Annotated in this window: 12 protein-coding genes; 10 read left to right on the forward strand and 2 right to left on the reverse strand. The window is 71.6% G+C overall.

The genetic code is table 11. From position 1 onward, the window contains the following. The first annotated feature begins 51 nt into the window (after nt 1-51). From ACZ61E_RS10345 to ACZ61E_RS10355, 3 genes are all read left to right on the forward strand, one after another. Nucleotides 52-684, forward strand: coding sequence for an MBL fold metallo-hydrolase (locus tag ACZ61E_RS10345; protein ID WP_469699145.1), 633 nt, complete (start codon nt 52-54; stop codon nt 682-684). A 93-nt stretch (nt 685-777) separates the two neighbouring features. Continuing rightward, complete coding sequence (locus ACZ61E_RS10350) at nt 778-1557, forward strand: exodeoxyribonuclease III (protein WP_469699146.1); 780 nt, start codon at nt 778-780, stop codon at nt 1555-1557. A gap of 111 nt (nt 1558-1668) precedes the next feature. Further along, the gene (locus ACZ61E_RS10355; RefSeq protein WP_469699147.1) at nt 1669-2109 is read left to right on the forward strand and encodes a DUF6278 family protein; all 441 of its coding nucleotides are present in this window, start codon (nt 1669-1671) and stop codon (nt 2107-2109) included. A 477-nt stretch (nt 2110-2586) separates the two neighbouring features. On the opposite strand, the gene ACZ61E_RS10360 is transcribed toward ACZ61E_RS10355, so the two are convergent. Continuing rightward, on the reverse strand, nt 2587-2832 hold the full coding sequence (locus ACZ61E_RS10360; RefSeq protein WP_469699148.1) for a hypothetical protein: 246 nt from the start codon (nt 2830-2832) through the stop codon (nt 2587-2589). A gap of 11 nt (nt 2833-2843) precedes the next feature. After that, complete coding sequence (locus tag ACZ61E_RS10365) at nt 2844-3587, reverse strand: hypothetical protein (RefSeq protein WP_469699149.1); 744 nt, start codon at nt 3585-3587, stop codon at nt 2844-2846. A gap of 213 nt (nt 3588-3800) precedes the next feature. Here ACZ61E_RS10365 and ggt point away from each other — a divergent pair, with 213 nt between their 5' ends. The 7 genes from ggt to hydA all read left to right on the forward strand — a co-directional run bounded on the left by ggt (nt 3801) and on the right by hydA (nt 12316). Beyond that, nucleotides 3801-5630, forward strand: coding sequence for a gamma-glutamyltransferase (gene ggt / locus ACZ61E_RS10370; protein WP_469699150.1), 1830 nt, complete (start codon nt 3801-3803; stop codon nt 5628-5630). Nucleotides 5631-5838: 208 nt separating this feature from the next. After that, entirely contained in the window at nt 5839-6090 is a 252-nt protein-coding gene (locus ACZ61E_RS10375) for a helix-turn-helix domain-containing protein (protein ID WP_469699151.1), read from the forward strand. Nucleotides 6091-6186: 96 nt separating this feature from the next. Further along, on the forward strand, nt 6187-6567 hold the full coding sequence (locus ACZ61E_RS10380) for a PPOX class F420-dependent oxidoreductase (RefSeq protein ID WP_469699152.1): 381 nt from the start codon (nt 6187-6189) through the stop codon (nt 6565-6567). Between the two features lie 281 nt (nt 6568-6848). Next, on the forward strand, nt 6849-8360 hold the full coding sequence (locus tag ACZ61E_RS10385; protein ID WP_469699153.1) for a hypothetical protein: 1512 nt from the start codon (nt 6849-6851) through the stop codon (nt 8358-8360). A 255-nt stretch (nt 8361-8615) separates the two neighbouring features. Then, the gene (locus ACZ61E_RS10390) at nt 8616-9458 is read left to right on the forward strand and encodes a nitrilase-related carbon-nitrogen hydrolase (protein ID WP_469699154.1); all 843 of its coding nucleotides are present in this window, start codon (nt 8616-8618) and stop codon (nt 9456-9458) included. An 86-nt stretch (nt 9459-9544) separates the two neighbouring features. Continuing rightward, nucleotides 9545-10816 carry an aspartate aminotransferase family protein gene (locus ACZ61E_RS10395; protein ID WP_469699268.1) on the forward strand — a complete coding sequence of 424 codons (1272 nt, stop codon included), beginning with the start codon at nt 9545-9547 and terminating at the stop codon, nt 10814-10816. A 96-nt stretch (nt 10817-10912) separates the two neighbouring features. Continuing rightward, a complete protein-coding gene (gene hydA, locus ACZ61E_RS10400; protein WP_469699155.1) occupies nt 10913-12316 on the forward strand; it encodes a dihydropyrimidinase in 1404 nt (467 codons plus the stop codon). Nucleotides 12317-12331 lie beyond the last annotated feature (15 nt).

The following is a 12331-nucleotide window of genomic DNA, read 5'->3' on the forward strand; positions in this document are numbered from 1 at the left end:
GGTGGCCGTAAGGGAACGCCGTCCAGGAATCCGCGACACGAGGTGGTCAGGGTGAAGCTCACCAAGAAGTCCCACGCCTGCGTCCGGCTGGAGAAGGAGGGGCGCACGCTCGTCGTCGACCCCGGTGTCTTCAGCGAGGAGGACGCGGCGCTCGGCGCCGACGCCGTGCTCATCACGCACGAGCACCCCGACCACTTCGACGAGGGCAGGCTGCGCACCGCCCTGGAAGCGGACCCGGCCACCGAGATCTGGACCCTGCGCAGCGTCGCCGAGCAGCTCTCCGCGGCCTTTCCGGGACGGGTGCACACGGTGGGCCACGGCGACGCGTTCGCCGCGGCGGGCTTCGACGTACAGGTGCACGGCGAACTGCACGCGGTGATCCACCCCGATCTGCCGCGGGTCACCAACGTCGGTTATCTGGTGGACGGTTCGCTCTTCCATCCCGGCGACGCGTTCACGGTCCCCGACCGTCCCGTCGAGACGCTGATGGTCCCGGTGCACGCGCCGTGGAACAAGATCTCCGAAGTGATCGACTACGTACGCGAGGTCAAGCCGCGACGCACCTTCGACATCCACGACGCGCTGCTCACCGATCTGGCGCTGCCTCTGTACGACGGCCATGTCGGCCGGCTCGGGGGTTCCGGCCACGCCAGGCTGGCGCCCGGTGAGGCCACCGAACTGTGAGGCCGGCGAACTGTGCGGTCGGCGACGCCCGAGGCGCCGTCCCGGTGATCGCCGGGAGGGTCACTGTCGGACCTCGCGGATAGGCTGTCGTCCATGCGCATCGCCACCTGGAACGTCAATTCGATCACTGCCCGGCTGCCGCGTCTGCTGGCGTGGCTGGAGAGCACGGGCACGGACGTGCTGTGCGTCCAGGAGACCAAGAGCACCCTGGAGCAGTTCCCCGCCGACGCTCTGCGCGAGCTGGGTTACGAGTCGGCGGTCAACGCCACCGGCAGGTGGAACGGGGTCGCGCTGATCTCCCGCGCCGGTCTCGACGACGTCGTCAAGGGCCTGCCCGGCGGCCCGGAGTACGAGGGCGTCGAGGAGCCCCGCGCGATCTCCGCCACCTGCGGCGGCGTCCGGGTCTGGTCGGTCTACGTGCCCAACGGCCGCGAGGTCGCGCACGATCACTACGCGTACAAGCTGCGCTGGCTGGAGGCGCTGCGCGCGGCGGTGGCCGAGGACAGCGCGGGGGAGAGGCCGTTCGCCGTCCTCGGTGACTTCAACGTCGCGCCGACCGATCAGGACGTGTGGGACCCGGCGCTCTTCGAGGGCGCCACCCATGTCACGCCCGACGAGCGCGCCGCGCTCGCCGCTCTGCGGGACGGCGGTCTGTCCGATGTGATGCCGCGACCGCTCAAGTACGACCAGCCGTACACTTTCTGGGACTACCGCGAACTCCGGTTCCCGAAGAACCGGGGTATGCGGATCGACCTCGTCTACGGCAACGGGCCCTTCACCGCCGCCGTCAAGGACAGTTATGTCGACCGTGAAGAGCGCAAGGGCAAGGGTGCTTCGGACCATGCTCCGGTCGTCGTCGATCTCGACCTCTGATGTTCCGGGGGCCGGGCCGGCATCGTCGGGTCTGGCCGCGGGCATTCTGCCTCTGATACCGCCCGCGTGCCCCGAGGTGCGCGGGCACGGGGAAATGGCAGGCTGAGTGGTATGAACATCCCTTTCTTGGACAACTGGCGCAAACGCAACGGTGCTGATGAGGGGGCGTCGTCGGCATCCGTCGTCGGCAGCGACGCGGAAGGCGTGGCCGAGCTGCTCTCCGAGTGCGAGCTGCTGCGTGTCCGGGCAGGGGCGTCCGGCCTCGAACTGGACGACTCCCCGGCCTCGTTGGAGGCCCTGGACCAGTTGCCGCCCCACTGGCGCGACGACCCGGAGGAGCTGCCCTGGCTCGGCAACGACGCGGGGCTGTACCTCGGTACGGTCATCGTGCGTACGGTCGAAGGGGCGGCCTGGCACATCTGGCCCGGCGGCCATCCCGTCGTCCGGCTCGTCTCCGGCCGTGAGATCCAGGTCGTGGAAGCCGGTCTGGACTGGGCCGTCAGCGGCGCGCCCGAACTGTCGCAGGTGTACGCGGAGGCGGCCGAAGCGTGATCGCCCCCACTCTCGGGGTGTTAATACGGCTTATGACCGATTTATGCGTGTCGGGCGTGAAGTCCCTTGGCGGGCTGGATAGTTTGCGCTGACCTCGACATCGCCGAGAACGGGGAGGGCAGCGCATGGCCGTCGACCACGGTCCGACGGGCAGTCCGCGGCGGGGGCCGCGGCCGATTCCACGACCCACCCACACCCCGCCGACCGGATGCCCCGGTCCGGGAGTTCGGATGCGCGGACGAGCCCATCGCGCCGAATCTGGACTACGATTCGTCGTTCATCCCCATGGTGACGGTGGTCTCGACGGAAGAGATCACGGATGCCGCGCCGGCCTCGGGTGCCACCCGGGAGTCCGTACGCGTCCGCCGTGCCCCGCGCTCGCGGGGATGGTCCCGCCGCCGCCCGACGTGCGGTAGCTCAAGGGACACGGCCCGCCTCCCGCCTGTCGCGGGGGGACCCTCTGGCAGCAGCCGGAGATCACTTCTCGCGCCACGGGACCGACCGGCACCACGGGTCGGGCGTGGCCGGGGAGAAGGTCAGCTGCGCGCCGGGAGGGCCGTGCTCGACATGGAGCGGGCCCGCGTCGTCGCCACGTACGACGAGGGTGCCGCTCTTCTCCTTCCCCGCCGATTCCCGCGCCGTCCGCGCCGTCCGCGCCGTCCGCGTCTTCCACGCCGTCACCGGCGGCTCCGCGGTGGTGGCGGTCCGGCGGTGGTCCCGCACCGGGTCGCCCCTCAGCCGGTCGCCCGGTGCGAGGTGCGTACGACGGGGGCCGGCTCCTGCGCCGCCCTGGTGACGTCCGCGACCAGCTCGACCACATCGGGGCCGTACGCCTGCGAGTTGACCACCTTCAGCAGCAGACAGAACGAGTCGCGGCCGTGCTTCCGTGACAGCTTCTCGTGGTGTCTGGCCAGATAGCGCGAGGCCGCCTGGTTGGTGATCGCCCGCTGCCCGCAGAAGAGGAAGACCGGCCGGGAGTCCTGGCCGGCGGTCAGGCGGGCCAGGATGACGTACTCCGCCACGCCCGGCTCCGCGCGGTGGCGCTCGCTGCCTATCTGGAAGGCCCCGCGGTCCGGGCCGGGATCCGGATCCGTGTTGATCTTCACACCGGGCAGCAGCGAGGAGAGATGGGCGGCCATCCGGCGGTTCGACGCGGGACCGCCCAGACAGAACTCCGTACGCTCCCCGAACCCCTGCTGCGCGGAGTCGTGCTGGACTATCTGCGCGTGCGCGCCGCAGTCCTTGATCAGCGCGGACATCTCCAGCAGCGCGAAGACGTCATGACGGTGCACGGCGCCGTCGCCGCCCGCCTCCCGGTTGACGACCAGCAGACACTCGGAGTTGCCCGGCAGTCCGAAGAACGCCTGCTTCCTGCGCAGCTTGCGGCGCCAGAGATAGGTCCGGGCCATCCAGCCGAGAGCGGCGCTGATGCCGGTGGCGAGCACCCCGAGAACGATATTGCGTACGTCGTCTGTCATGGGCGCGCATGTTAGCGGGACGTCGCCGTACCGGACATGGTGCGAGGAGTTCACGCCCCCCGGACGCGGCCCGGGCGGCGATGGGGGACGGACCGGCCGGTGGACTGTCCGGCGACCTCCTCGGTAAACCCTTCATGTCATCGGACCAATGCTTATGGCGGGGCGCGAGCGGTGAAGTTACGCTCCGCGGACGGACGTCGACCGGAGGTACAGATGCGCCGCCCCGCCCCACGCACCGCACGCAATGTCTCTGTCGTGGCCCTCGCCGCCGCCATGCTCTCGGTGGGCGCCGCGGCGCCTCCCACGGAGGCGCCGGTGAAACCGCCCGCCAAGACGCCCGCCAAGACGCCCTTCGCCGTCGGCCACGGCGGAGCCGTGTCGAGCGTGGACCAGGACGCGTCCGCCGCGGGTATCGAGGTCCTGCGGCGCGGCGGCAACGCCGTGGACGCGGCGGTGGCCACCGCCGCCGCGCTCGGTGTCACCGAGCCCTACTCGGCCGGGATCGGAGGTGGCGGCTACTTCGTCTACTACGACGCCAAGTCCCGCTCCGTCCACACCATCGACGGCCGCGAGACCGCTCCCAAGTCCGCCGACGCCACCCTCTTCCAGGAGAACGGCAAGCCGATCCCCTTCGCCGAGGGCATGACGAGCGGACTCGGCGTCGGTACGCCCGGCACCCCGGCCACCTGGGAGCGGGCGCTCGACTCCTGGGGCAGCAGGTCGCTGCGGCAGTTGCTGGCGCCCGCCGAGCGGCTGGCGAAGGACGGCTTCACCGTCGACGAGACGTTCCGCTCCCAGACCGCGTCGAACCAGGACCGGTTCGCCGACTTCCCGGCCTCGGCCGAACTCTTCCTGCCGGGCGGCGAACTGCCGGTGACCGGTTCGGTGTTCAAGAACCCCGACCTGGCCCGTACGTACGCGGAACTGGGCCGGCGCGGCACCGACGCGCTCTACAAGGGTGACCTCGCCCGCGACATCGTCCGTACCGTCCGCACCCCGCCCGTCGATCCGGACGCCACCCGCAACGTGCGGCCCGGCGATCTGACGACCGGAGACCTGGCCGCGTACCGGACGAAGCGGCAGGCGCCGACGAAGATCTCCTACCGGGGGCTCGACGTCTACGGCATGGCGCCGTCGTCCTCCGGCGGCACGAGCGTCGGTGAGGCGCTCAACATCCTGGAGAACACCGATCTGTCGCGGGCCTCGCAGAAGCGGTATCTGCACCGCTTCATCGAGGCGAGCCGCATCGCGTTCGCCGACCGGGGCCGCTGGCTCGGCGACCCCGCGTTCGAGGACGTCCCCACGAAGGGCCTGCTGTCGCAGCGCTTCGCCGACTCGCGCGCATGCCTCATCAAGGACGACGCGGTACTCAAGAGCCCGCTCGCGCCCGGCGACCCGGCGAACCCGGTGGCGTGCGCGCCCGGCGGTACGGCGGCGCCGACGACGTACGAGGGGGAGAACACCACCCATCTGACGGCCGCCGACAAGTGGGGCAACGTCGTCGCCTACACGCTGACGATCGAGTCCACCGGCGGCAGCGGCATCACGGTGCCCGGCCGGGGCTTCCTCCTCAACAACGAGCTGACGGACTTCTCGTTCGCCGCCGCGAACCCGGCCGTCCACGACCCGAACCTGCCCGGCCCCGGCAAGCGGCCGAGGTCGTCCATCTCCCCGACGATCGTGCTCGACGACCGTGACCGGCCGCTCGTGGCGCTCGGCTCACCCGGCGGCGCGACCATCATCACGACTGTCATCCAGACCCTCACCGGCCATCTCGACCGGGGTCTGCCGCTGGTCGACGCGATCGCCGCGCCCCGCGCCAGCCAGCGCAACTCGGCGACGACCGAGCTGGAGCCGGGTCTCTACGACAGCCCGCTGCGCGGCCAACTCGAAGCACTGGGGCACGCGTTCACCAAGAACCCGGAGATCGGCGCCGCGACGGGCGTCCAGCGGCTGCCCGACGGCCGCTGGGTGGCGGCGGCGGAGAAGGACCGCAGGGGCGGCGGCTCCGCGATGGTGGTCCGCCCCGCGAACCGGCCCTGACCCGAAGGCCCCGGCCACCGGACGGGCCCATGAAGCCCGCCCGGCGGCCGGCGGCGCGCCGGACACCGCGCGGGACTCCACGGACACGGCTCAGGCGTGCCCGTGGAGTCCCGCCCGGCCCGCGGCGCGTACGGCGTCCGGGGACGCGTCCGTTCGATCTCCACCGTTCCAATAATTATACCGGTCGTGGCGGTATTACAATGACGCCATGGTGCGTACCCCACTGACCCCGGAAGAGCGCGAGCGCGGCGAGCGGCTGGGCCGTCTGCTCCGCGAGGCGCGCGGTCCGCGCAGCATGGTCGAGATCGCCGCCGTCTCCGGGCTCTCGCCCGAGACGCTGCGCAAGATCGAGACCGGCCGCGCCCCGACGCCCGCCTTCTTCACGGTCGCGGCGCTTGCCTCGGCGCTTGGGCTGTCGATGGACGAGATCGTGGCGGCCTGCTCGCCGATGCCGGCCTGATCCGCAGTCCGTCCGCCCCTGGTCTCCGCCCCCTGCGCCCCCCGGCCGCCGGTCCCGGAGTCCGCCCGTCCGGTGGCGCGGCATAGTCTCGTGCGCATGACTCTCGACGCGCTCCGCCGAAGCCGCTACGTCAGCCTCACCACGTACCGGAAGGACGGCACCGGAGTGGACACCCCGGTCTGGCACGCCGTGGACGGCGGTGTCCTCTACATCTGGACCCGCAGTGACTCCTGGAAGGTCAAGCGGCTCCGCAACGACAACCGGGTCGTCGTCACGGCGTGCGACGCGCGCGGGCGCATCGCGCCGGGCGCCGCCACCGCCGAGGGGACGGCCCGGCTCCTCGAAGGCGAGGAGGCCGCCCAGGTCAACAAGTTCCTCGCCCGCAAGTACACCTGGCAGTTCTGGCTCGTCGCCAAGCCGGCCGCGCTCGTACGCCGCGGCAAGCAGGTCCACACCGGAATCGTGGTCAGTTTCTGACGCCTCGTCGGCGCGCCGACTTGTGAAACAACCTTGAGCGTCAACCACATTTTTTCCTCGGAAACGTGACGTCGACCACTCCGTGAGCACATACTTGAGTGATCGCACCGCACCGTGCGCGAAAATCCCGCGTAGCCGTCACGTAACACGGCTGCGGTTTCATGCCGGCGGGCCGGACGGTCGGCCCAAGGCGGTGCGGCAGGGCAGGGGCGGGTAAGACAGCGATGACCAGGCACGAACTTCCGGCTGAAATCGGGGCTTTCGCGCGGTACTTCCGCGGGATGACGGAGCTCCTCGACCCGGACGGCGGCTGGTACGCCGTCTTCCGGCAGCGGGACCCCGAGGGGCTCAGGGCCTGCCTCGACGGTGCCGAAGTGCCGCCCTGGGACGTCGTGGAGTCACTGCTCCACGACCTCGCCGCGAGCCATGAGAACCGGCCGGTCGACCGCGAGACGGCGCGGGCGGGCAGACTGCACGCCGCGTCCGCCGCCGCGCACGACCGGCTCCCCGGCGGCTCCGACGCGCTGAACGAGCGGCTGCGGCTGATGCGGCACGAACAAGCCACCGCGGCGAGCCGCGCCGACGACGTGATGCGCCGCCTCCGGCAGGTCCGCCAGGGCTCGCCGGAGGCGGACCAGCTCGAATACGACCTGGCATGGGTCCGTGACGACTACGCGCGCGCGACCGCCCGCTGCGCCGAACTGCGCGAGCGCCTCACGGCTGTCTCCGACCCGTCGAACGCACCGGTCGCACACCCCCCGCACGGTACGCGGGGCTCACTCGGCGCGCCCGACGCGCGCTCCTCCTCGCCCGCGCACACCGCGCCCACCCGCCCGGAGTACGGCTCCCCGGAGACGGGCCCCACGGCCGCCGGCGGGTGGTACCGGGCCGAGGAACCGATGACCGACGACCAGTCGGTTTTCGGCCGTCCCGACGGTGGCCGCCCCACCGTGCCCGACGACTGGTTCCGCCCCGAGCCGGACGGCGCCGGCGAGGCCCGCGACGGGAGCGACACGGGCGCCAACCCCGCCGTCGGACCCGAGGATTCACAGGAACTGGCGCAGGTGCCCGGCCAGCGCCGTAAACAGCGCAAGCAGCGGGGCGCGCGCTTCGCCTTCACCGAAGGCACCGATCCGGCGGTCGACCCCCTCGTACCGCCCTCCGCCACCGCACCGCCGCGCGGCGCCCGCTTCGGCGGCTCGCCGGGCTCCGAGCGCCCCCGCACGGAGGGGTTGGACAGCGGACTGACGCGGGAGCAGGCCGAGGCGCGCCGCGCCGCCCTCGACACGGTGGCCGTGCTCGCACAGCTGCGGGCCGCCGGCCGCAGCGGTGAGGCGCACGTGGCGCTCTGCGAGGCCGCGGCCAGGCCCGCGGAGCAACTGCCCTTCCTGGCAGCCGAACTGCACCGGGCCGAACTCGGCGCCGACTGGGCGTCGGTGCTGTGGGAGGCGTCGTCCCTGCCGCCCGACCGGCTCGCGGCCGCGGCCAGCGCCCTCGCCATGGCGGGCCGCGACGCCGACTGCGGTGTGCTGCTGCGCCAGGCCGTCTCCCGGCCCCCCGAGGACATCGGCCACGCGGCCCTCGCCCTCGGCGCCGCGCGCCGCGCCCAGGAGGTGCGGGCGCTGCTCGCCGCGTTCGTCCGCGCCCGGACGCCCGAGGACACGGCGCGCATCGCGGCGGTCGACCCGTCGCGTCTGGCGCCGTGGCTGATCGAAGCGGCGCGTGGCGTCTCCACCGGTCACGAACGCGACCTCGCCCGCGCGCTGCGGAGCGCGGGCAGGGGCGGCGCCTGACGGAGCCGGTTGCGCCGGGCTCCGGCCCGGCCGGACCGCTCCGGCGACGGCGTCCCGACACCCTGTGGACCGGGCGGGTGCGAATCATGATCGACTCCGCGGCTTAACAGCGATGGTCTTGCCCCGGTGGGACGGCGGGCTTAGGTTCTCCTCCTACGCACCGTGTCTACGGGCGTAGAAAGCGCTCGACGAGCGCTTGGAACGCGCTCGGGAAACGCCCCGCAAACGCTCGACCTTCCGCCGAAGGAGCAGCTCGTGGCCAGAGTCGTACGCGCCGCACTCGTCCAGGCGACCTGGACCGGCGACACCGAATCCATGATCGCCAAGCATGAGGAGCACGCCCGCGAGGCGGCCCGGCAGGGCGCCCAGGTCATCGGTTTCCAGGAGGTGTTCAACGCCCCCTACTTCTGCCAGGTGCAGGAGCCCGAGCACTACCGGTGGGCCGAGGCCGTCCCCGACGGACCGACCGTGACCCGGATGCGGGCCCTGGCGCGGGAGACCGGGATGGTCGTCGTGGTGCCGGTGTTCGAGCTGGAGCAGTCCGGTTTCTACTACAACACCGCGGCCGTCATCGACGCCGACGGTTCGTACCTCGGCAAGTACCGCAAGCACCACATCCCACAGGTCAAGGGCTTCTGGGAGAAGTACTACTTCAAGCCGGGGAACGCGGGCTGGCCCGTCTTCGACACCGCCGTCGGCAAGGTCGGCGTGTACATCTGCTACGACCGGCACTTCCCCGAGGGCTGGCGCCAACTCGGCCTGAACGGCGCCGAACTGGTCTACAACCCGTCGGCCACCTCACGCGGTCTCTCCAGCTATCTCTGGCAGCTCGAACAGCCCGCCGCCGCCGTCGCCAACGAGTACTTCATCGCCGCGATCAACCGCGTCGGCCAGGAGGAGTACGGCGACAACGACTTCTACGGGACGTCGTACTTCGTCGACCCGCGCGGACAGTTCGTCGGCGAGCCGGCGAGCGACAAGGCCGAGGAACTGGTCGTCAGGGACCTGGACTTCGGGGTCATCGACGAGGTGCGCCAGCAGTGGGCGTTCTACCGGGACCGGCGCCCGGACGCGTACGAGGGGCTGGTGCAGCCGTGACCGAGGCACCCGCCGATCCGGCCGCCGCCCCGTCCGGTCCCGGCCGCGCCACCCACGGTGCGGCCGTCCGCCTCCCCGCCACCGACCTGCACGGCAGGCACCGCGCCGTCCTCCCCGACTGGCTCGCCCTCTACTACCGGCGGCCCATCGAACTCACCCACGGCGAGGGCCGGCACGTCTGGGACGCCGAGGGCAACCGCTACCTCGACTTCTTCGGCGGCATCCTCACCACCATGACCGCCCACGCCCTCCCCGAGGTCACCAAGGCGGTGGCCGAGCAGGCGGGGCGGATCATCCACTCGTCCACGCTCTATCTCAACCGCCCGATGGTGGAGTTCGCCGAGCGTGTCGCCGCACTCTCCGGCATCCCGGACGCGCGGGTCTTCGTCACCACCTCCGGCACCGAGGCCAACGACACGGCCCTGCTGCTCGCGACCGCGTACCGCCGCTCCAACCAGATCCTCGCGATGCGCAACAGCTACCACGGCCGGTCCTTCTCGACCGTCTCCGTCACCGGCAACAGCGCCTGGTCCCCGACCAGCCTCTCGCCGCTCCAGACGCTGTACGTGCACGGCGGCGTCCGCACCCGGGGTCCGTACGCGCACCTGTCCGACACGGACTTCGTCGCCGCGTGCGTCGCCGACCTGGAGGACCTGCTCGGGCACACGCGCGCGCCCGCCGCGCTGATCGCCGAGCCGATCCAGGGCGTCGGCGGCTTCACCTCACCGCCGGACGGTCTGTACGCCGCGTTCCGCGAAGTCCTCGACCGGCACGGCATCCTGTGGATCAGCGACGAGGTGCAGACCGGCTGGGGCCGCACCGGTGAGCACTTCTGGGGCTGGCAGGCCCACGCCGAGAACGGCCCGCCGGACATCCTCACCTTCGCCAAGGGCATCGGCAACGGCATGTCCATCGGCGGTGTCGTCGCCCGCGCCGAGATCATGAACTGCCTCGACGCCAACTCCATCTCCACGTTCGGCGGCAGCCCGGTCACGATGGCGGCCGGCGTGGCCAATCTCGCGTACCTCCTGGACCACGACCTCCCCGGCAACGCGCGCCGCGTCGGCGGCCTGCTGATCGAGCGGCTGCGCGCCGCGGGCGCCGGAGTCCCCGCCGTACGGGAGGTGCGCGGGCGCGGCCTGATGATCGGCGTCGAACTCGTGAAGCCGGGCACCGGCGAGGCGAACCCGGAGGCCGCCGCGGCGGTCACCGAGGCGGCGCGCGAGGGCGGCCTGCTGATCGGCAAGGGCGGCGGGCACGACTCCAGCGTGCTGCGCGTCGCCCCGCCGCTGTCCCTCACGGTCGCGGAGGCCGAGGAGGGCGCGGCGATCCTCGAACGCGCCCTGGACAGCGTCTAGTCGACGCCGCCCACCGGCCACCGGCCACCGCCCACCGCTCACCCCGCGCCGCAGCCACGTCACGTTCACGTTCCGTCCGGTCACGGAGGCCAAGTCATGAGTAAACGCACGCTCGTCCGCGGCGGTCTGGTCATCACCGCCGCCGACGAGGTCCACGCCGATGTGCTGACCGAGGACGGCCGTGTCGTCGCGCTCGCCGCGAACGGCTCCGACGTCGCCGCGAGTTGGACCGCGGACCGGGTCATCGACGCCACCGACAAGTACGTCATCCCCGGCGGCGTCGACGGCCATACGCACATGGAGATGCCGTTCGGCGGCACCTTCGCCGCCGACACCTTCGAGACCGGCACCCGCGCCGCCGCCTGGGGCGGCACCACCACCATCGTGGACTTCGCCATCCAGTCGCCCGGCCAGGCGCTGCGCGAGGGCCTCGACGCCTGGTACGCCAAGGCGGACGGCAACTGCGCCATCGACTACGGCTTCCACATGATCCTCGCCGACGTCAACGAGGACTCCCTCAAGGAGATGGACCTCCTCGTCCAGGAGGGCATCACCTCCTTCAAGCTGTTCATGGCCTACCCCGGCGTGTTCTACAGCGACGACGGCAAGATCCTGCGCGCCATGCAACGGGCCTCCCACAACGGGGGGTTGATCATGATGCACGCCGAGAACGGCATCGCGATCGACGTCCTCGTGGAACAGGCCCTCGCCGCCGGCCGCACCGACCCCCGCCACCACGGCGAGGTGCGCAAGGTGCTGCTGGAGGCCGAGGCGACGCACCGCGCGATCCAGCTCGCCCGCGTAGCCGACGCGCCCCTGTACGTCGTGCACGTGTCCGCCGAGGAGGCCGTCGCCGAGCTGGCCGCCGCCCGTGACAAGGGACTTCCGGTCTTCGGCGAGACCTGCCCGCAGTATCTCTTCCTGTCCACCGACAATCTCGCCGAGCCGGACTTCGAGGGCGCCAAGTACGTCTGCTCGACCCCGCTGCGGCCCCGCGAACACCAGTCGGCCCTCTGGCGCGGACTGCGCACCAACGACCTCCAGGTCGTCTCCACCGACCACTGCCCGTTCTGCTTCAACGGGCAGAAGGAGATGGGCCGCGGCGACTTCTCCAAGATCCCCAACGGGCTGCCCGGCGTCGAGCACCGGATGGATCTCCTCCACCAGGCCGTCGTCGACGGGCACATCTCCCGGCGCCGCTGGATCGAGATCGCCTGCGCGAGCCCGGCCCGGATGTTCGGCCTCTATCCCAAGAAGGGCACCATCGCGCCGGGCGCCGACGCGGACATCGTCATCTACGACCCGCACGCGGAGCAGACCCTGTCCGCCGAGACCCACCACATGGACGTCGACTACTCGGTGTACGAGGGCAAACGGATCACCGGACAGGTCGAGACCGTGCTGTCCCGCGGCGAGGTCGTCATCGACGGCCGCAAGTACACCGGGCGTCCGGGGCACGGCAGTTACACCCCCCGCTCCACCTGTCAGTACCTCACCTGAAAGTTGGGAGTGGCC

It is taken from the genome of Streptomyces sp. NPDC104581 (genome assembly GCF_055583685.1).